This is a genomic window from Pseudomonas sp. GW821-FHT01C01 (assembly GCF_059422645.1).
Window position 1 is genome coordinate 1 of sequence record NZ_JBWKXF010000027.1, and the last position, 20,857, is coordinate 20,857.

A 20,857-nucleotide genomic window follows, 5' to 3' on the forward strand; every position below is an offset into this window, starting at 1 on the left:
GCCATGGAGCAAAAAGCGGCATAAACACCGTAATCGGTGTCCGGGATTACTTGACCAGTTCAAGCCCGCTCCCACAGGTTTTGGGGTGATCGTCAGATCGGGTTTTGATGCAGGCAAATGATATGTGGGTCGTCATTCCAGTGCGGGAAACACTCGGCGATCAGCGGGTCGTGACCGGGGATGACGTGGTCTTCGCCATCAGCTAGGCGGTCGATCTCGGTGAAGGCTTCGAGGGTTTGCGCCAGGTCATCGAGAATCGGGAACGGACTGCGCTCACGAATGTTGACCCACAGGTGCGCGGCATCCGAGGCCAGCACAATCCAGCCGCGCCCGGTGTTCACCCGCACCACCTGGCTGCCCGGTGTGTGTCCGCCCACGGGGTGCAGGGTCACACCTGGCAACACCTCGACCGTGCCGCTGTGCAAACGCATCCGCCCTTCGAACAGCGGCGGCAGCGCCGACATCACGTCCTCGACTTCGTAGGTTTTGTTCACCGTGCGATGGGACATTTTCGGCCCGGTGCAAAAACGCAGTTCCGCTTCCTGCAAATGCACGGTCGCCTTCGGAAACAGCCCGAGGTTGCCGGCATGATCCCAATGCAAATGGGTCAGGATCAGGTGTTCGACCTGTGCCGGATCGATGTCCAGTTGCCGCAGGGATTCCTCCGGCAGGCGATACATCTGGCGATTGCGCCGCTGCGCCGTGGCCGGTTGGAAACAGGTGTCGACCACGATCACCTGCTGCTCGTTGCGGATGACCCAGAAGTAGTAATCCAGTGGCATCGGCGCATTCGGATCACCGCAACAGGCGTCGTAGAGAAAATTCTCCCTGGCGGTGCGCTGGGCATTGGCTCCGACACGGATAGCGAACACTTCGTACACGGGAACGGACATAGACACCTCCAGGTTCAGGCTGCCGCCGTGGTTTTGAGGGTCGGACGGAAGTCGAAATCGATCTGCTCGCTGATGCCCAGGTCCTGTGCCAACTTATGCAGGCCACTGTAGTCGCGCATGATGGTCGCGTTCTTGTTGCTTTCGCGGGTGTCGGCAATGATCAGCGCCGCATCCTCGACCCCGAGTTGCGTCAGAATCGCTTCCCACATCGAGTAGTCCTGGGCGATAAAAGCACTCAGCGCCACCGACAGGTTGCGTGCGAAAAACTCCCGCTGGATCGGCTGCATGTTCGCGTACATGACCTTCGCCACTTCAGCCAGCACCTTGCTGTGAGCGTATTCGTCGCGGTTGTGCAACTCGGCCACCCGGCGGTTCTGCGGCTGGATGGTCTGGTCGTCTGCCAGCAAGTCCAGATAAGCATTGACGCTGATCTCGGCCACCACCGCAAAAGTGATCGCCGCCAGATCCCGCTGCCATTGCTCGGGCAGTTCTGCGTGCAAGGCCTTCAGGCGCAGGTAAGTGACGGACGGCGGCAGATCCAGATCCTGATCCAGTGCCCGCTCCAGTCTGGTCCGCTCGATGGCGCGCAGGTGCATCAGCGTGTGGAAATGCTCGTCGATCAGGGTCTGTTGCATGGCCTCGCGAAAATGCCAGTCGTCCTTGCCCAGGTACTGATTGGCAATGACGCTGAGGGCCGGATTGACAATGTGCTCTTCAGCGGTGACGGTGCGCAGGTTGTAGCCGATCCAGCCCCAGGTCACCACGCTGCTTTTGAGCTCGTCGCTCAAGGCCTGGAATGTCGGGTGATGGAAAAACGGCACCATGCACTCCGGGTAATCCGGGCGCGCCGGATCGAACGCTTCATTGACCTGGGCCTTGTCCGGCGAACAAACGCTGGCGCGCCGGGTCCAGGCCTGGTTGAGCCGCACGATCAGTTGATGATCGACCTGGGCGATCTCGATTGCTGTTTGCATGACGCGATACCTGTAAGACGCGTACCCGTCAGGGGGTACGCCAAAAGAATGAAGGGCGACGGAAAAATCAGGCCAGCCAATAGCGGGTCAGGTGGCGCGCCGGGTCAGTGTAACGACTGCGGGCGTGGATCATTCGCCAGTTATCCCAAATCAGCAGGCATCCGTCGGGAATCAGCACCGGAATGTTGTGCTCGACGAAATACGCTTCGCCGAGCACGGCAAACCTGGCCAGTGGCGAGGTGCTGTTAGCGACCCGGGATTGCTGCAGGGCTTCCTTGGACGGATTCACATCGCCGTAGTGAAACTGGTTGTAGCTGAAGCGGAAAATATCCCCGTCCTCCGTAGGCGTCAGGATGTACTCCTTGACCCGCCGTTGTCCCGGTTCGCCCGGTTTGGCGGTGGCGACAAACTCTACCGGCGTGTCATCGAGCCATGCGCGCAGCTGCGGTTCGCTGCGTTCAAGGAAGCGCAGAAATTCATAGCCGTCTACCAGGCCGGTGTGCCCGCCGCCGCACGTCGCCTGTTTATGGCAATGCAACGCCAGGTAGCGCGGCGGTGGCCCGTACACTGGCGCTTCAGTGTGGGGGCCGATGCCGTTCATGCTCTGGGAATACGGCAAGTCTTCGTAACCTGGCTTGCGGGTAATGGCAAAGGCCATCTGGCCGTTGAACTGCGGAATGATCGGACCGAACTCATGCAAGGTGCCTACGACATCATCGGCAAATTCGTCCGGGGTCAGCACCGTCCAGCCCAATGTCGACAGCTCTTCATGACGATGGCCGAGCGAAATGTAAGGTTGAGACGCAACAATCCCTTGATCTGACATGGTGAGATTCCTGGCGGGTGATCAGGCGTTTACGGTTGAGGTGTAGGCGGCAATGAAGTCGCGGCAGGCATCGCCCGGTCGGTAGCGCTGCTCATCGATGCTCTGCACCGGGGTGATTTCGGCGGCGGTGCCGGTGAGAAAACACTCGTCGAAGTCGCCAAGCTCCGAAGGCAAAATCGTGCGCTCGACGACCTGGTAGTCCAGCGCCTTGGCCAGCTCTATGACGGTTTGCCGGGTAATGCCGTTGAGAAAACAATCCGGCAGCGGCGTGTGCAGAGTCCGGCCTTTGACAAAGAACACGTTGGCGCTGGTGGCCTCGGCGACATGGCCGCGCCAGTCGAGCATCAGCGCATCGTGGTAACCCGTGTTCTCGGCATCGTGCTTGCTCAGCGTGGCGATCTGGTAATGCCCGGATGCCTTGGCTTCGAACGGGCTGCTGCTCGGTGGCGGGCGGCGCCAGCTCGCGGTTTTCAAGCGGATGCCGGCCATGCGCGCCGCCGGGTCGAAATAGCTCGGCCACTGCCAGCAAGCGATGGCCACATGCACACGATTGAAACGCGCCGAGGTGGAAATCATTTCACTGCCGCGCCAGGCCACCGGTCGCAGATAACCGTCAACGACCCCATTGCGCTGCAGCAGTTCATGGCTGGCCGCTTCCAGTTCAGTCAGCTCATAGGGGATGGCAAAGTCCATCATTTGCGCCGAGCGATACAACCGCTCGCTGTGCTCGCGCAGCTTGAAAATCTTGCCGTTGTAGACCCGCTCACCTTCATACACCGTGCTCGCGTAATGCAGGCCATGGGTCAACACATGCAACTGCGCCCGGGACCACTCGACGAACTCGCCGTCGAGCCAGATAACGCCCTCGCGTTGATCAAACGGGATACTGCTCATTTCCATATCTCCCCATTTCTGATGATTTTTCCTACGCCGTTTCCAGCAACACAGGTATCAATTCCAACTCGGCGGCGAGCTCGGCCTGAAAGAAGAACAAACGCTCGCCGAATGCCGGCTGCAAGTCGTCGAACCAGGTCACCTGCGGATCAAAGCGCGCATAGAACGTGCGCAACACCCATAACGGATTGCGCGCCTGGAGGAACTGCAAGACGAAAACCTTTTCCCCGGCGACGGTCTCGATGCCGTTGATCAAGACCTTGCCGTAGAAGGTGCTCATGGACGGCCCGCGCACTGTGCGCGCCAGCCCGGACACCGTGCGGTACGCGGCCTGGAAGATCTCGAAGGCCCGGGCCAGCGGCATCGCGAAGTAGTGACTGGGGCCGGTGTCACGCTCGACGAACATGTAATAAGGCACGGCCCCGAGCCGCACGCCTTCGGTCCACAGCGCGGCCCAATCGGCGGGATTTTCGTTGATGTGACGGATCACCGGCGCCTGCATGCGCAGCGTCGCACCCGTCGAGCGGATGCGCTCGATGGCCTGACGGGCGATGGCCTGGCGGATCTCCACCGGGTGGTTGTAATGGCCCATGATCGACAGATTTTTTCCCGCCGCGACGATGCGCCGGAACAGTTCCAGCAGCTCGGGCGCATCCTTGTCGCTGACAAAACGCTGCGGCCAGTACGCCACGGACTTGGTGCCGATGCGGATGCTCTTCAGGTGTGGCAAATCCAGCAGCGGCTCGATGTAACCGGCCAGCGAGCGGGTGTTCATGATCATCGGGTCGCCGCCGGTAATCAGCACGTCGGTCACTTCGCTGTGCACCCTCAGGTAACTCACCAGTTCCTGGGATTCACGGGCGTTGAACTTGAGCTCTTCCTCACCAATAAACTGCGCCCAGCGGAAACAGAAGGTGCAGTAGGCGTGACAGGTCTGACCGGCGCCGGGGAAAAACAGCACGGTTTCGCGGTACTTGTGCTGGATGCCCGACAGGACTTTTCCGTTGAGGGTGGCAACGTTGTGCGTCAACTGCCCGGCCGGATGAGGATTCATGCGCAGCCAGATCGCCTCGATCCGACGCTTGATCGCCGCACTGTCATCCTGTTCGATCAAGTGTTTGAGCGAGGCATACTCCTCCGTCAGCAACATGTCTTTGTGGGGAAAGGTCATGCGGAAAATCGGATCGTCCGGAATGTTGTTCCAATCGATCAGCGTGCCCAACACGTATTCGTTGGTACGAAACGGCATGACCCGGGCCACGACGGTCATGGCCTCCTGCAACGCCGGCGATAGCTTGTGCCAGTAAGGTGTGTCGCGAATGGTGCGTGAGTTATAGGGTTTGTAGCGTTCGTGCTCCGACAGTCCTTGCATGGCCGCGCTCCTGGTGATTGCCCTGAGAGTTGTTACGCGATGGCCGGCGCTTTGCGCTCTATGTCCATCCACGCCCGGACGCTGTCGCGGTCCCACTGGCGACGCACATACGCCGCAAGCCGGGCCGGCACCGGATCGCCGTTGGCAACCAGTCGGTTGAGCATGATTGCCAGGTCGGTGTCGGCAATGCTCCAGTCACCGAACAGATGCTCGGCGCCCTCCTCCAGTAAATGCTCGGCAACGAAGAACAAGCGCTCGACGGCGGCTTGGGCATCGGCGCTCAGGGGCGCATCTTTTTTACCGAAGTAGACCAGGTCAAACGGGCGCTCCTTGCGCACCACCAGCAAGTCACTGCGCAACCAGGCCTGCAATTGACGGGCACGGGCGCGCTGCTGGAAGTCCTGCGGATAAAGTTTTTTATGCCCCGGGGAGAGTTCATCGAGGTATTCGGCAATCGCCGACGATTCCGACAAGGCAAAACCTTCGTGAACCAACGTTGGAACTTTGCATGTCAGCGAAAGATCACGATAACTCGCCAGATAGTTGTCGCGAGCTTTCAGATCAACCGTAACCAGTTCAAATGAAAGTTGCTTTTCCTTGAGCGCGACAAAAGCCGACATTGCAAAAGCGCTGACATAATCAGCGCCGATGTACAGTTTTAGCTTCCTGTTTTCCATAGAACACTCCATTCACCAACTGCAGGGATTAACGTGCATTTGAAGTGATCGTAGTTAGTTGAATGAAGGCTGAATAGATACAGAATTTGCCCGTTTCAATCGATACAGAAAGTTTGTTTACGCGGGCAAACACGCAGGGAAAAAGCGTCTGGCGGGTGCAAGAACGGCGGGCTCGGGAGCGGGTTTCAACGGATACAAAAAACGTAGGAGCCGGCTTGCCGGCGATGGCGATCTCAAGGTCGCTATCGCCGGCAAGTCGGCTCCTACGAAAAGCGCTGGCAGGGAAATTAGGGCTGGGTGGTGATCAGGCCATGGCTGTCGGCGAAGTTCGAAAGCAGTGCCATTTGTGGCATGTTGCTCATGTTCAGCATCGCCAAAGGCTCGTGTTTGCTGGTGTTGACGAAACCATGCCGGGTCCAGGCCGGCACCAGCAGCACATCGCCGCTGCTGACGTTGACCTCATCGGCATCGCCGAGGGTCAGCACGCCGCTGCCGCACTGGATGACAAACAGATGCCACCAGGAATGGGCATGGCCATTGAGCGTCACGCCGGGGTTCAGCCATTGCATGGCGATCGCCATCCCAGGTGTCACTTCACAGCCCTCAATGCTCTTGTCGTGAGCCAACGCGACAATATCAACGTCGCTGGCTTCAAGGGTTTGACGCAAACCCGCTAGTTCGGTGCCTTTCCACACTTTGGGACTTGGCGGTCGATGATGCAGGCTCTGACGAAAATCCTTATATGAAAAAAACGCACCTTGAAAGTTATCCATTCGCACGTCCTTTCTTTTTATTCCCCATACTTTAGCGCTGAACCTTAAGTTAACGATTCAGCGCTGTAAAGCCGGGGGAATAATTTATAAAACCGATGGGCGCAAGGCGGCGATCATGTCTACTTCTATCGCGGCGTTCTTGGGTAACTGATACACGCCTATCGTGGTGCGTGTATGTTTACCGGCATCGCCCAGCACATGGCTGAACACATCCGAGGCGCCGTTGGCCACTTCGCTCAAATCGACAAAGTCCGCCGTGGACTTCACATAGACCGTTACCCGGATCAATGACTTGATCTTGTCCAGCGAACCAATGGCATCAACGATCAGCGCCAGGCCGCGCATCGCGCTGATGCTGGCCGCCGCTTGCGCATCGGCCATGTTGAGGTCCAGCCCGACCCGGCCGGGGTAATGGATCTTGCCGTTCATGCGCGGTACCAGACCGCTGATGTACAGCTCATCGTGATGACGGATCAGCGGCGCGTAATGCCCGCCTGCGGTGTTTTCGCCGTAAATGTCATAGCCAAACTCTTTGGCCAGGGCGATGAAGCGTTCATCGCAGGTCATGTGCTGGATCATTGATCGAACCCTCTTAATCAGTAATGCAAAAAATCTGGTCCTTGCGGGTTCAACACACGGCGCGGGTGGCCGGTGCCAGGCAAGTGACGTCAATACGGGACTCAATCGCCTCGGCCAGGCGCAACAGGTCGTTGCTCAGTTGCCCGTAGTGTTCGTTGAACAACACGATGTGGCCGATGAATGAGAAATTGTCTTTGACCAACGCGCTGACCGAGTCGCCGATACGTTTGGCGTACTGCCCTTCCACCAGGTCGATACGCAGTGCGCGGGCCAGGGCCTCGATGTCAGGCGTTGCACGCAGGATGCCGCCGGCCGGTGCCCTGAGCAGGCGAATGCCGCAGTAGCCGCGAGCCACTGGCTCATGCTGTTCGGTCGTGCCCTCCACCGCCCAGCGCACCCAGCGTTCCCACGGATCGAAATTGACGAAGGCTCGTTTGGCCAGGTCCCAGATGTGCATGCCGCCGGGACGCATGTTGGTTTCCACGGCGGAGGTCAGGTTGTCGCTGCGCAGGAACACTTCGTTGTGCCAGGCACCATTGTCCCGGGACACCAGGCCGGACATATGCCGACCGGCTGCCATCAAACGTGCTTGAACCTCGGCCGGAAGCGGAGCGGGGACGACTTGCTGGATCTCTGCGCGGTAGGCGCCTTCGGTGGTGGTTTTTTCAGTGACCCAGGTGCTGCCGGCCACGCAGTCCCAGCTGTATTCGCGGGCGTTCTGAACCAGCGCCTCAAGGACGATGCCGCCTTCGCGATAAGGTTTCAGGGCGAGCCAGGCGTCATCGCATTCCGAAGGGTGATGGATGACACGACAGCCTCGGCTGGCGCCTTCACAGGCCGGTTTGATGAAGGCCTTGCCGCCCAGTTCGACGACCCGCTGGCGCAGTTCCGGCAGGCTTTCGACTCGCGCGGAAAACACCGGGCGATACTCTTCGGGTGAGCTGCTGGCCGCCGCTTCGAGCCGGCGAAAGATCTGCTTGTCCAGCCCCGCCCGCGCCTCGTCGGGGGTAATGCCCGGCAGGCCGAAGTGACTGGCCAGCGCTGCACCGAGCAGCACGCCGCGATCGGAGAACGGCAGTACACCGATCAGCTTCCAGCTGTCGGCATTCAGGCACCCCGCCACCAGTTCAAGGGACGCCGCCACATCTTTTTCGGCCAGCGAAGTGCTGCAAACGTGATCGGCCACCTGGTCGTCATGGGGCTGAATTTTCTCGACCAGCAGGATGAGCCTGGCGTTGTAGAGCGACTTGCACAGCTCGCGCAGTTTCTGGATGTCGTGAACCCGATTGCCGTTGTAACCGACCACTACTACGCATGAAGTCGTATTCATGATGCCCCCCGACTTGCAAAGTGAAAATCGCAACTGCGATGACTCAGTCATGCAACGACGCATTGGATTTACGGTTGAGCCAGTACCAGGCCAGGATCCCTCCGGCCCCGATAACGGCCAGCACCAGCGCGTTGTATGGCGCAGGCACAATCCGCATGATCAACACTGTCATCCCGGCCCCGACGCCCAAGGACACTTCTTTGACGAACATGTTGTTCTGCTTGACCGAGAAGTAATCGAGATAGCTGAACGCGCATTCGGCGATGGACAGCAACGCCACCCAGATCAGTGCACCGGCGAGGGTTTCGACGTGGAACGCCGCTGGCGAAGACAACACGGCAAAACCGCCGACGATGATCCCGATCACCGCCACGACCTTGAAGCGCCCGGTGCGCTCGATCAGTTTCATCACCGGCACCTGGGCAAACACCACCACGGCGCTGTTGAGGATCAGCATCAAGCCGTACCAGGCTGGCAGCTCGCCGGTCTTGAGCAGAATCGCTTGCGGCAGGATCGAGAACACCCCGAACAGCTTGATGCCCATGATGATCCCGGCGATCACCCACGGCAGTTTGTTGCCCCAGTTGCTGCCGACCTGACTGGCCGGGCGGGCTACCACCGGTTCGCTGGTGAAGGTCGCACCGAGGGCGATCGGCAGGCACAACAACACGAAGGCTGCCGCGCCGAGGAAAAACATGGTCGGGGTGAGCAGTGGCGACAGCAGGATCAAACCGGCCACCAAACTGCCCATGTTCATCGCGACGCGGTTATAGGCCGCGCCCTCTTTGGTCTGGGCCGCTTCGCTCTTGATCAGGTAACCGGCAATGGCAATGCCATAGGCAAACAGTGCGGCAGCAAACATCACCATGCCTTGATTGCTGGTCAGTGCCAGCAATACCAGGCCGAGCCCGGCACACAGCAGCGTGACGCTCAGGGAGCGACGGCCAAGCACCAGTAAAGTCAGAGGCAACAGCAGCAACAAGGCGCGATATCCGAGGGCCAGAATGCTGTTGGTGGCAGTGTCGAGCCAGACGTTGGCCTTGCCCAGCACCGCGAACAGCGATACAGCAGTGATGATCCGGATCGTGAATAACCGCAGGTTAATGACCGGTTTGGCCACCGCGACCGTTGTTTCGACACTCATGCAGCACCTCAAGAACCGGATGAACGCCCGCCAACAAAGGCCGACATTCAGAAAAGTCTGTAAGGGCATGGTAGAGAGAGAGGCTTGTCCTGATCAGAGCAAGTTCGTATAGAATCCAACGAACTTTACTGCCGGAGAGACCAGTAAAATGCAGGTTCAACGTGCAGTCATTGCCGCTATTGAATTCCAGCCCGGCGTGCCGCTGGTGCAGCAGATCGTCGATCAACTGACCCAGGCCATCAGCACGGGCGGCCTGCCCCACGGCGCCAAACTGCCGCCGATTCGTGAACTCTCCGACTTGATGAACGTGGGCAAATCCACCGTGGTCGATGCCCTGGACCGCTTGCGGGCCAAAGGTCTGGTGGTGTCGCGCCAAGGCTCCGGGCATTACGTGCATCGCTCCAGCGCTGCACTGCAAAGCGGCGTCGGCCCGGACCTGCAACCCCAGGACACCCTCAGCGTGGTGCGCCGCGCCCTGTTGCTGGACAACGGCGCGTTGCGTCCCGGTTGCGGGTTTCTGCCGACCTCATGGCTGCCCGCCGAAGAATTGCAGAAAGCCGTGCGCGGCACCCTGCGAGCGACGTCGTTGCGCATGGGCGAGTACGGTGTGGCAGGCGGTTACTTGCCATTGCGCCAGGCTTTGCGGGTCAAGCTGGCGACCTTCGGCATCGAAGCGCCGGTGGACCAGATCATCACCACCGCCAACACCATGCAGGCCATTGACCTGCTGATGCGCCTGCTGGTCAAACCCGGCGACACCGTGCTGCTCGACGACCCCTGTTACTTCAACATGCACGCCAACCTGGCGTTGCACGGGGCCAGGGTCATCACCATCGCCCGGGATTGCGACGGCATGGACCTCGACGCGTTCGAGCAACTGCTGATCGCCCACAAACCCGTGCTGTACATGACCAACAGCACGCTGCATAACCCCACCGGCCACTCGTTCACCCCGGCCCAGGTTTACCGCTTGCTGGAATTGAGCCACCGCCATGGCTTCCACATTGTCGAAGACGATTTGTACTGCGACATCCAGCAACGCCGCACCCCGCGCCTGGCGGCGAGCGGGCTGGACAACGTGAGTTACGTCTCCGGCTTCTCCAAGACCCTGACCGCCAACAGCCGCGTCAGCTACACCGTGCTGTCACCGCAATTGGCGGCACGCATGGTCGCGCTGAAAATGGCCTGCGGAGGCGTGACCTCGGAACTGGCAGAGCAGATCACCTGCACCATGCTCAGCGACGGCAGCTATGCCAAACATGCGCGGCGCACGGTGGACCGCTTGTATGAATCCAACAGCCGCGTGGCCAGTTGGTTGGCGGAAGCCGGGTGTTCGCTTTCCTCGTTGCCCGGCGAAGGCGTGTTTATCTGGGCGCGGTTGCCGGAAGGGTTGCATGCCGAGAACCTGGCTCGCCAAGGGCTGGAGAACAATATGGTATTGGCGCCGGGCACCTTGCTGAGCAAAGCCCCGAATGCCAGTCAGTTCCTGCGCTTCAACGTGGCGCACAGCGACAGCCTGCAGGTGCGGGAGCGGTTTTTCCGCTTGCTCGACAAACCACTTAAGTAATTGACTGCCCTCAATCCTGTGGGAGCGGGCTTGCTCGCGAAGAGGCCGTCAAATCCAGCATCAATATTGCCTGACGACACACCGCCTTCGCGAGCAAGCCCGCTCCCACAGGAGGTCAGCGTCGTACATAAAACTGGTGGCAACTCGATTCATTTGAAAACACCAACAAAAAGCCCCGCTCTTCTCTCGAAGGCGGGGCTTTTCAATTCAGCATCCGACGCTTAAGGCGCGTACGTCAGCAGCAACTCGCTCGGCACTTTGAAGTCCAGGGACATCATCACGCTCAACGCGGTAATGGTGAAGATCGAGAACACGAACAGCTTGCGTGCCCAGACCGTGTCATCCACTGCCTTGTAGCCGGTCCAGGCCATGTACAGCCAGTACATGCCCATGGCCGCGGCGACGGCGAGGTAGCTCATGCCGGCGTAACCGCTGAAGGTCAGCATCAAGGTCGCCACGAGGAAGGCCAGGATGTAGATCAGGATGTGCTTCTTGGCCACCTGGATCCCGCGCTTCACTGGCAGCACCGGAATCGATGCAGCCAGGTAATCGTTGAAGCGGAAGATCGCGATGGCGTAGGAATGCGGCATCTGCCACAGGCTGAACATCACCAGCAGGGTCAGTGCGGCCATGTCGAAAGTGTTGCTCACTGCGACATAGCCAATCACCGGCGGCATGGCGCCCGACAGACTGCCCACCAGCGTGCCGTGAACCGACTTGCGCTTGAGGTACAGGCTGTAGAAGCCGACGTAGATCACGAAGCCGATGACTGCGAACAGCGCGGCCAACGGGTTGGCCACCTTGTACAACAGCGCAACGCCGGCGACACCCAGGACGGTCGCATAAGCCAGGGCCAGTTTCAGGGAGATCAAGCCCTGGACCAGCACCCGGTTCTTGGTGCGTTCCATCTTCAGGTCGATGTCGCGGTCGATGCAGTTGTTGAACACGCAACCGGAGGCAACCACCAGGGACGTGCCGATCATGGCGGCCAAGAAGATGGCCAGATCGACATGCCCTTTGGAGGCCAGGAAAAATCCGCCTGCCACAGAAAGCACGTTACCGAAAATGATCCCCGGTTTGGTGATTTGGATAAAGTGCTTAAGGGACATGCGGATCTACCTCACTTCGCCATCATGAACGTGTGGATGCTGAACATGATCCACAGCGACAAGCCAACCAGCAGGACAATCACGATCGCGGCAAAGACAAACGCAATCACGTTGTTACGCTGCGCGGCCGAACGGTCCAGGTGGAGGAAGTACACCAGGTGCACCAGCACCTGGATGACCGCGAACGCCAGGACGATCAACAGAGTGATCGACTTCGGCAGCGACGGGTACATCACCAGACCGAACGGAATCAGGGTCAGGATCACCGACAGGACGAAGCCAATAACGTAGGACTTGACGCTGCCGTGACCGGCGTCGTCGTGGCCATTGTGGGAATGAGCTGCGTTAGCCATTTACATAGTCCCCATCAGATAAACAACGGTGAATACGCAGATCCACACCACGTCCAGGAAGTGCCAGAACAGGCTCAGGCAGCTCAGACGGGTTTTGTTGGTCGCCGTCAGGCCGTTTTTCTGCACCTGATACATCATGATCGCCATCCAGATCAGACCGCTGGTCACGTGCAGACCGTGGGTGCCGACCAGGGTGAAGAACCCGGACAGGAAGCCGCTGCGGCTAGGGCCGTAGCCTTCGGAGATCAACATGTGGAACTCGTTGATCTCCATGCCGATGAAGCCGGCACCGAACAGGAAGGTCAGGGCCAGCCAGCCCAGGACCTGCTTCTTGTTGCCACGGAAGAACGCCAGCATGGCGAAGCCGTAGGTGATCGAACTGAACAACAGCAGAGCGGTTTCGCCCAGCACGTATGGCAGCTCGAAGATGTCGTGGCCCGACGGGCCACCCGCTACGTTGTTAACCAGTACCGCGTACGCTGCGAAGATCGACGCAAACAGAATGCAGTCGGTCATCAGGTAGAGCCAGAAACCGAATACGGTCATCTCGCCCGAGTCGTGGTGATGGTCATCATGCCCATGTCCATCGACATGGGTGTGTCCAGCATTGGTCACTAAGTTCGACATGGTTTAAGCCTGTTCCAACGAGGTTTCAACACGGGTGGCGGTGGCTGGGACTTTCCCGGCCGCTACCAGACGCTTGTGCTGCTCGGCTTCGATGCGCTCGATCACGTCGACCGGCACGTAGTAGCCTTGATCATCACGGGCCGCGTGGATCACGAAGTAGATCACGGTGCCGGCCAGACCAGCGATTGCCAGCCACCAGATGTGCCAGATCATCGCGAAACCGAACACGGTCAACAGTGCGCCCATGACCACACCGGTCGCGGTGTTGTTTGGCATGTGGATCGGTTCGTACTTGGCCGGAGCCTTGTATGCGGTGCCGTTTTCCTTGGCTTCGGTGAACGGATCGACCACGTCGGCTTTTGGCAGAACAGCGAAGTTGTAGAACGGTGGTGGCGACGAGGTCGACCATTCCAGGGTGTGTGCATTCCACGGGTCGCCGTGTTCGCACATGTTTTCCGGCTTGTTGCGGTCACGCACGCTGACGTAGAGCTGGATCAGCTGGCAAGCGATACCGACAGCGATCATCACCGCGCCGAACATGGCGACGTACAGGTACGGCACCCACTCAGGGTTGGTAGTTGCGTTCAGACGACGGGTCATGCCCATGAAGCCCAGAGCGTAGAGCGGCATGAACGCGACGAAGAAGCCGGAGATCCAGAACCAGAATGCTGCCTTGCCCCAACCTTCGTGCAGCTTGAAGCCGAACGCTTTAGGGAAGTAGAAACCGAAACCGGCGATGTAACCGAATACCGCACCGCCGATGATCACGTTATGGAAGTGCGCGATCACGAACAGGCTGTTGTGCAGAACGAAGTCGGCACCCGGGATGGCCAGCAATACGCCGGTCATGCCGCCAATGGCGAAGGTCACCATGAAGCCCAGGGTCCACAGAACCTGGCTGGTGAAGCGCAGACGGCCCTGGTAGATAGTGAACAGCCAGTTGAATAGCTTCACACCCGTCGGGATGGAAATCAGCATCGTCGCCAGACCGAAGAAGGCGTTGACGCTGGCACCCGAACCCATGGTGAAGAAGTGGTGCAGCCAAACCATGAAGCCCAGGATCGAGATCGCGCCCGATGCGTAGACCATCGAGTGGTGGCCGAACAGTTTCTTGCCGGTGAACGTCGAGATGACCTCGGAGAAGATACCGAACGCCGGCAGAATCAGGATGTAAACCTCGGGGTGACCCCAAGCCCAGAACAGGTTGACGTACATCATCGGATTGCCACCAAGTTCATTGGTGAAAATGTGGAAATCCATGTAACGGTCAAGCGTCAGCAGTGCCAGGGTAGCGGTCAGGATCGGGAACGAAGCCACGATCAGGACGTTGGCCCAGGTGCAAGTCCAGGTGAAGATCGGCATGTCCATCAGCTTCATGCCAGGGGTACGCATTTTCAGCACGGTGGCCAGGAAGTTGACCCCCGTCAGTGTCGTACCTAGCCCGGATAGCTGTAGCGCCCAGATGTAGTAATCCATCCCCACGCCAGGGCTGTATTGCAGGCCCGACAGCGGCGGATAGGCAACCCAGCCGGTCTTGGCGAATTCGCCGACGCCCAGGGACAGGTTGATCAACACTACGCCGGAAACCAGCAGCCAGAAGCTCAGGGAGTTCAGGAACGGGTAGGCAACGTCACGCGCGCCGATCTGCAGCGGCACTGCAAGGTTCATCAGGCCGGTGAAGAATGGCATCGCCATGAAGATGATCATGATCACACCGTGGGCGGTGAAGATCTGGTCATAGTGTTCAGGTGGCAGGTAGCCAGGCGAACCCTCGGTGGCCATGGCCAACTGGGTACGCATCATGATGGCGTCGGCAAAGCCGCGCAGCAGCATGACCATGGCGACGACGATGTACATCACGCCGATTTTCTTGTGGTCGACCGACGTCAGCCACTCGGTCCACAGGTAGGTCCACTTCTTGAAGTAGGTGATTGCAGCGAACAACGCCAGACCACCGAGCGCGATCATGGAGATGGTCACCATGACAATCGGCTCGTGGAACGGGATCGCTTCCCAACTTAATTTACCAAACATCGTTTACTCCTCTGCCCCGGCAGCTGAATGCGAGTTCATGTCCGTAGCGGCCACTTCTTTCTCTTTCTTCTCGTGGTGCACCTTAGGACCCGGTTTCATGCCTTCGTACTTGTCGACGATGGTCTGGAACAGGTTCGGCGTCACCGAGGAGTAGAGCTCGACTGGGTTGTTCTGGCTTGGCTTGGAAAGGGCTGCGTATTCAGCTTGTTCAAGCTGTTTAGGTGCCTTTTTGACTTCACTTACCCAGGCGTCGAAATCTTCCTGAGTAGTTGCGATCGCTTTGAATTTCATACCGGTGAAACCAGCGCCGCTGTAGTTGGCGGAAATACCGTCCATTTCAGCGTTTTCGTTGGCGATCAGGTGCAGCTTGGTCTGCATGCCCGCCATCGCGTAGATCTGGCCACCCAGAGCAGGGATGAAGAACGAGTTCATCACGGCGTCGGAAGTGATCTTGAAGTTGACCGGGGTGTGCGCCGGGAACACGATCTTGTTGACCGTGGCGATGCCTTGTTCCGGGTAGATGAACAGCCACTTCCAGTCCAGCGCGACCACTTCGATGGTCACAGGCTTCACGTCCGATTCCAGCGGCTTGTACGGGTCAAGGGCGTGGGTCGACTTGTAGGTGACATAACCCAGGGCAATGATGATCAGTACTGGAACAGCCCACACCGCGATCTCGATCTTGGTGGAGTGGTTCCATTTCGGGGTGTAGGTGGCGTTGGTGTTGGACGCGCGGTATTTCCAGGCGAACAGGAAGGTCATGATGATGACCGGAACCACGACCAACAGCATCAGCAGCGTTGCGGTGATGATCAGGTTTCGCTCGTCCAGACCAACCTGGCCCTTGGGATTGAGCAAGGTCATGTTGCAGCCTGACAGCAACAACGTGCCGATCAGCGGCAATAAGCCTAGTAGTCTGGGGTACCTGTTTTTACTCATCTCACGACCTCTAAAGCAGCTTGCGCAATGCAGTTGGGTTTTGATCGCCAACACTTCACCCTGCCAAGGGTTGGCATTTTTCTTGGATTGAATAAGGGCATGCCCGTCGTGCGTCAGACGCGTTTCGACAAATCCTGGGCCTGCGTTGAGTTCTTATTCGAATTCGTGGTCAAAGGCCTTGTTACAGACCAATTCCATTTGGTGCGGGTAGTTGGAGGCTCCGACACCAGGGCGTCGCATGAAGCCACTGGACCTCTCGACCCCCTTTCTGCCTGGCTCCTGGTTAAGGATTGAGCAGTGCCGGGTATTCAGTGCGGGCGATTGTAGTTATGTAACGTTTCATAAACCATGTCTCATCCCGAAATAATTTTTATCCGATGCGGCAACAATCATTAACCAATTCCGCAAAAGTGGCGCATCTTATCGAAATTGATTCTCAACAAAAACACCACAATAAGTAGGTCTTCCACCCGCAGTTCAGACAGTATCGAAGGCTTGCACGTCGCTATCGACTTCGCCCAAACCCCGATATGACAAGGGTTCTGGCAATTCGCCAGGGCCTGTTAAAACTGCCTGCTTCAGCTCGATCCGGCGAATATCGGCCACGCTGAATATTGACCAATTTCGTTACGCATCCACGCGCCAATCCGTCTCCGGCGAATGCCCTGCGACACGCGCTCTGTGACAACATGTCGCACATGTGTCGCACCCTTGGCTGCCGCACATCACGGACTATTTACCCGGCCTCCGAAATGCGCTCTTCAAGACAAAAATGCCCCGGACCTCTCATCGAGGACCGGGGCATTTTTTTGTCCGACAATGCGTGTCGACAGAGGATCTCAGCGCAGCGCTTTGCGGTTACGCGAAGTCAGCAACGGCACCAGCACCACGATCAGCACGAAGGCAACCAGCGCCCACTGCGCCAGCGACAGACCGAGGATCGGCGGATACGGCGTGGAGCAGAAACCATCGACCTGGAAGCCCAACGGGAAAATCTTCGCCAGTGGCAGACCATCGACAATCGGTTGCAACACATCGATGCCGCAGCTGACTGCCGGATAGAACTGCGTATAGACGTGATGCCCGGCAACGCCGACGCCTGCCAGTGCGCAGATCACCACCAGGGTTTCAAACACCGTGATGCTGCGACGGGTGCGCATGGCGGCGCCAATGAAGGCAAAGATCGCGATCAGCAGCAACGCGTAACGTTGCAGGATGCACAGCGGGCAAGGTGCCTCGCCCAGAACAACTTGCATGTACAGCGCGCCGCCGATCAGCGCCAGGCAAATGATGCCCAGCAACACCAGATAGCGCCGTTCACGCCCCAACCGCATGGTTTCCTCGCTCATCGCGTTTCCCTTGAAAATTTCGATTGCCCGCCAGTCTACACGCTGGTCCGGACCTTTGAGAGTCTGGAGCATGTCAGGGGGATTCGGGGGAATAGACGATAAGGCGGTTAAGAAGGGATTAACTTTCGAGCGTTTTTTTCAATTCAGGACCGCAGTGCGGCATTCGCGGGCAAGCCCGCTCCCACATTGGTCCGTGTCGCTCACAGATCAAATGTGGGAGCGGGCTTGCTCGCGAAGCAGACGACTCGGTCCCCCGAGTCGCCGCAACCGCTTACTCCAGCGCCGCTGCCGGCCCGAAGAACTCGTAGCGGCTTTGCTTCTCCGGCACGCCCAGTGCCTTGAGGTGACGCTTGATGGACGCCATGAAACCTTTCGGCCCCAGGAAGTAAACATCCAGGTCACGCTGCTCCGGCAGCCATGCATGCAACTGCTGTTGGCTCAACAAACCGAACTTGTGCGCCGCCGGGCTCACGCCGTCGTCCTCGGAGTAGCAATAAAAGCGCTTGAGCTGCGGATGACGCTCGGCAAGGCCATCGATCCAGTCGCGGAACGCGTGAACGCTGCCGTTGCGCGCGCAGTGGATGAAATGCACCGGCCGCCGGGTTTCCAGTGCCGCTTCGAGCATCGCCAGGGTTGGCGTGATGCCAACACCGCCGCTGATCAGCACCAGCGGTTTGTCGCTGGCGGTCAGGATGAACTCGCCCGATGGCGGGAACAACTGGATGCTGGCTCCGACATGCATCTGGTCATGCAGGTAGTTGGAAGCGCGGCCACCGGCTTCACGCTTGACGCTGATGCGGTACTGGCCTTTGTTCGCCAGCGCCGACAGCGAGTAGTTACGGCGAATCTCTTCACCGTCGAGGATCAGTTTCATGCCGATGTACTGGCCAGGTTCTGCCGCCAGGATCGGGCCTTTGTCGGCGGGTTCGAAGTAGAACGAAGTGATCTCGGCGCTCTCCTCGACCTTATCCACCAGAATGAATTCCCGCGCCCCGCGCCAGCCGCCGTGGGCCTGTTCTTTTTGGTCGTAGACGCTGGCTTCGGCACCGATCAGGATGTCAGCCAGCTGCCCGTAGGCCGCGCCCCAGGCGGCGATCACTTCAGGCGTGGCGATCTCTTCGCCCAACACTTCGGCGATGGCCCGCAGCAGGCAGGTGCCGACAATCGGGTAATGTTCCGGAAGGATCTGCAGGGCCACGTGCTTGTTGATGATTTTGGCCACCAGGTCGCCCAACTGGTCGAGTTGGTCGATATGGCGCGCGTACATCAATACGCCGTTGGCCAGGGCACGCGGCTGGTCACCGCTGGCTTGGTGGGCCTGGTTGAACAGCGGGCGGACTTCCGGGTATTCGGAGAGCATCATGCGGTAGAAGTGCGTGATCAGCGCTTCACCACCGCTTTCGAGCAGCGGCACGGTGGATTTAACGATGGCACGGTCTTGAACACTCAGCATAAGGTGACTCCTGGTCTTCTTGGATTGCTAACGGGTTGCCCTATGCTTATCAGTTTCCATGCCAATTATTTAATCGTTACAAATCAATAATTTAACAAGAATATAGTCATTTAGACACTGCCTGATTTATAGTCATAACGACTACATGGAGTCACTATGACTGCAAAACCCCTGCTCACCGCTTTGCTGCCCCTGGTCTCCGACCTGTCCCGCGAACTGCCCGAAGGCGAGCGTTATCGACGCCTGCTGGAAGCCATGCGCGCCCTGCTCCCGTGTGACGCCGCCGCCCTGCTGCGCCTCGATGGCGAATGGCTGGTGCCGCTGGCCGTCAACGGCTTGAGCACCGACACCCTCGGCCGACGCTTCAAGGTCAGCGAGCACCCGCGTTTCGAAGCGCTGCTCAGCAGCCCCGGCCCGACCCGTTTCGCTGCCGATTGCGACTTGCCCGACCCATATGACGGCCTGGTCGATGGCCTGGATGATCATCTGGAAGTCCACGACTGCATGGGTTGCCCGTTGTTCATCGACGAGCGTCCATGGGGGCTGCTGACCCTCGACGCCCTCGATCCGGAGCGCTTCGAACCGATCGAACTGGATGCCCTGCAAGCCTTCGCCAGCCTCGCCGCCGCCACCGTCAACGCCGCCGAGCGCATCGAGCGGTTGAACAATCGCGTCGAGGACGAACATCAGCGCGCCGAAGTGTACCGTCAGGCCAGCGGCCAGCAGCACCGCGAGCTGATTGGCCAAAGCAAGACCCATAAAAGGCTGGTGGAAGAAATCAATCTGGTGGGCGGCAGTGACCTGACCGTGTTGATCACCGGCGAAACCGGGGTCGGCAAGGAGTTGGTGGCCCAAGCCATCCACGCTGCTTCGCCCCGCGCCGACAAACCGATCATCAGCCTCAACTGCGCCGCATTGCCCGACACATTGGTGGAAAGCGAGTTATTCGGTCATGTTCGCGGCGCCTTCACCGGGGCGATGAACGACCGCCGCGGCAAGTTCGAACTGGCCAATGGCGGCACGCTGTTCCTCGATGAGGTCGGCGAGTTGTCGTTGACGGTGCAGGCCAAGTTGCTGCGGGTTTTGCAGAGCGGTCAATTGCAGCGACTGGGTTCGGACAAGGAGCATCAGGTCGACGTGCGCCTGATCGCGGCGACCAACCGCGACCTCGCCGAAGAAGTGCGCAGTGGCCGCTACCGCGCCGATTTCTACCACCGCCTCAGTGTTTATCCTTTATTGGTCCCGGCCTTGCGCGATCGCGGACGTGATGTGTTGCTGCTCAGCGGTTACTTCCTGGAGCAGAACCGCTCGCGCATGGGCCTCAACAGCCTGCGCCTCAATAGCGACGCTCAGGCCGCGCTATTAGCCTACGACTGGCCCGGCAATGTACGCGAGCTTGAACACTTGATCGGCCGCAGCGCCTTGAAGGCCCTGGGCAACTGCAAGGAACGGCCGAAGATTCTCAGCCTGAGCGCGGCTGATCTGGATCTGCCCAACGCCAGCGCTGAATCCGTCGTGGAGCAACCCGCAGTCGTCGCGACAGAAGTGGTGACGGGAGATTTGCGCGAGGCCACGGAGCGTTATCAACGCCAACTGATCGGCGCCTGCCTGGAACGGCATAACAACAACTGGGCAAGTGCGGCGCGTGAGCTAGGCTTGGATCGGGCGAATCTGGGGCGGATGGCCAAGCGGTTGGGGATGAAATAATCAGCACATTTGGCAAAAGGGTTTTCTGTGGCGAGGGAGCTTGCTCCCGCTCGGCTGCGAAGCAGTCGTACAACCTGCAGCCGAGATATGGTTGAAGGAATGCTGGGGAGCGCTTCGCACTCCAGCGGGAGCAAGCTCCCTCGCCACAAAGGTCCACCGTTTGGTCCGAGATGGGCATTCCTCCTAAAGCCTGCCCTCGACAAGTCGATAACCCGGCATCGAAGTTATCGGCGATCCCGAGATTGCCCGCCACCTTT

Annotated in this window: 19 protein-coding genes; 2 read left to right on the forward strand and 17 right to left on the reverse strand. The window is 59.0% G+C overall.

Annotated elements, in window-relative coordinates; translation table 11 throughout:
- Window positions 1–92: 92 nt before the first annotated feature.
- From AC07XF_RS17180 to AC07XF_RS17225, 10 genes are all read right to left on the reverse strand, one after another.
- Window positions 93–893 carry an N-acyl homoserine lactonase family protein gene (locus tag AC07XF_RS17180; protein ID WP_495027377.1) on the reverse strand — a complete coding sequence of 267 codons (801 nt, stop codon included), beginning with the start codon at window positions 891–893 and terminating at the stop codon, window positions 93–95.
- A 14-nt stretch (window positions 894–907) separates the two neighbouring features.
- Window positions 908–1,867: a diiron oxygenase gene (locus AC07XF_RS17185; RefSeq protein ID WP_495027378.1), complete on the reverse strand. Its 960-nt coding sequence runs from the start codon at window positions 1,865–1,867 to the stop codon at window positions 908–910.
- 67 nt (window positions 1,868–1,934) lie between these two features.
- Window positions 1,935–2,693: a TauD/TfdA family dioxygenase gene (locus AC07XF_RS17190; RefSeq protein WP_495027379.1), complete on the reverse strand. Its 759-nt coding sequence runs from the start codon at window positions 2,691–2,693 to the stop codon at window positions 1,935–1,937.
- A gap of 21 nt (window positions 2,694–2,714) precedes the next feature.
- Window positions 2,715–3,587, reverse strand: a complete 873-nt coding sequence (locus tag AC07XF_RS17195) for a branched-chain amino acid aminotransferase (RefSeq protein ID WP_495027380.1) — start codon at window positions 3,585–3,587, stop codon at window positions 2,715–2,717.
- A 31-nt stretch (window positions 3,588–3,618) separates the two neighbouring features.
- Window positions 3,619–4,959 carry a KamA family radical SAM protein gene (locus tag AC07XF_RS17200; RefSeq protein ID WP_495027381.1) on the reverse strand — a complete coding sequence of 447 codons (1,341 nt, stop codon included), beginning with the start codon at window positions 4,957–4,959 and terminating at the stop codon, window positions 3,619–3,621.
- A 32-nt stretch (window positions 4,960–4,991) separates the two neighbouring features.
- Window positions 4,992–5,636 (reverse strand): glutathione transferase, encoded by a 645-nt coding sequence (yfcF, locus tag AC07XF_RS17205; RefSeq protein WP_495027382.1) that lies wholly within the window; start codon window positions 5,634–5,636, stop codon window positions 4,992–4,994.
- A gap of 287 nt (window positions 5,637–5,923) precedes the next feature.
- Entirely contained in the window at window positions 5,924–6,409 is a 486-nt protein-coding gene (locus tag AC07XF_RS17210) for a cupin domain-containing protein (protein ID WP_495027383.1), read from the reverse strand.
- Window positions 6,410–6,493: 84 nt separating this feature from the next.
- Window positions 6,494–6,988 carry a RidA family protein gene (locus AC07XF_RS17215; RefSeq protein WP_007986839.1) on the reverse strand — a complete coding sequence of 165 codons (495 nt, stop codon included), beginning with the start codon at window positions 6,986–6,988 and terminating at the stop codon, window positions 6,494–6,496.
- Window positions 6,989–7,037: 49 nt separating this feature from the next.
- On the reverse strand, window positions 7,038–8,318 hold the full coding sequence (locus AC07XF_RS17220; RefSeq protein WP_495027384.1) for an ATP-grasp domain-containing protein: 1,281 nt from the start codon (window positions 8,316–8,318) through the stop codon (window positions 7,038–7,040).
- 43 nt (window positions 8,319–8,361) lie between these two features.
- Window positions 8,362–9,462 carry an MFS transporter gene (locus AC07XF_RS17225; RefSeq protein WP_495027385.1) on the reverse strand — a complete coding sequence of 367 codons (1,101 nt, stop codon included), beginning with the start codon at window positions 9,460–9,462 and terminating at the stop codon, window positions 8,362–8,364.
- Window positions 9,463–9,610: 148 nt separating this feature from the next.
- Between AC07XF_RS17225 and AC07XF_RS17230 the strand changes: the two genes are divergently transcribed.
- Window positions 9,611–11,029: an aminotransferase-like domain-containing protein gene (locus AC07XF_RS17230; RefSeq protein ID WP_495027386.1), complete on the forward strand. Its 1,419-nt coding sequence runs from the start codon at window positions 9,611–9,613 to the stop codon at window positions 11,027–11,029.
- A gap of 221 nt (window positions 11,030–11,250) precedes the next feature.
- Here AC07XF_RS17230 and cyoE read toward each other — a convergent pair whose 3' ends face one another.
- From cyoE to hmpA, 7 genes are all read right to left on the reverse strand, one after another.
- Window positions 11,251–12,138, reverse strand: a complete 888-nt coding sequence (gene cyoE / locus AC07XF_RS17235; RefSeq protein WP_223548944.1) for a heme o synthase — start codon at window positions 12,136–12,138, stop codon at window positions 11,251–11,253.
- Between the two features lie 11 nt (window positions 12,139–12,149).
- Window positions 12,150–12,491, reverse strand: coding sequence for a cytochrome o ubiquinol oxidase subunit IV (cyoD, locus tag AC07XF_RS17240; protein ID WP_495027387.1), 342 nt, complete (start codon window positions 12,489–12,491; stop codon window positions 12,150–12,152).
- Window positions 12,492–13,118: a cytochrome o ubiquinol oxidase subunit III gene (locus AC07XF_RS17245; protein ID WP_007986828.1), complete on the reverse strand. Its 627-nt coding sequence runs from the start codon at window positions 13,116–13,118 to the stop codon at window positions 12,492–12,494. It lies immediately after the preceding gene.
- Between the two features lie 3 nt (window positions 13,119–13,121).
- A complete protein-coding gene (cyoB, locus tag AC07XF_RS17250; RefSeq protein ID WP_429488388.1) occupies window positions 13,122–15,152 on the reverse strand; it encodes a cytochrome o ubiquinol oxidase subunit I in 2,031 nt (676 codons plus the stop codon).
- Window positions 15,153–15,155: 3 nt separating this feature from the next.
- Window positions 15,156–16,091, reverse strand: a complete 936-nt coding sequence (gene cyoA, locus AC07XF_RS17255; RefSeq protein WP_204929259.1) for a ubiquinol oxidase subunit II — start codon at window positions 16,089–16,091, stop codon at window positions 15,156–15,158.
- Between the two features lie 839 nt (window positions 16,092–16,930).
- Window positions 16,931–17,440 (reverse strand): disulfide bond formation protein B, encoded by a 510-nt coding sequence (locus AC07XF_RS17260; RefSeq protein WP_495027388.1) that lies wholly within the window; start codon window positions 17,438–17,440, stop codon window positions 16,931–16,933.
- Between the two features lie 271 nt (window positions 17,441–17,711).
- Window positions 17,712–18,893: an NO-inducible flavohemoprotein gene (hmpA, locus tag AC07XF_RS17265; protein WP_495027389.1), complete on the reverse strand. Its 1,182-nt coding sequence runs from the start codon at window positions 18,891–18,893 to the stop codon at window positions 17,712–17,714.
- A 156-nt stretch (window positions 18,894–19,049) separates the two neighbouring features.
- On the opposite strand from hmpA, the gene norR reads away from it, so the two are divergent.
- Entirely contained in the window at window positions 19,050–20,600 is a 1,551-nt protein-coding gene (gene norR, locus AC07XF_RS17270; protein ID WP_495027390.1) for a nitric oxide reductase transcriptional regulator NorR, read from the forward strand.
- Window positions 20,601–20,857: the final 257 nt, after the last annotated feature.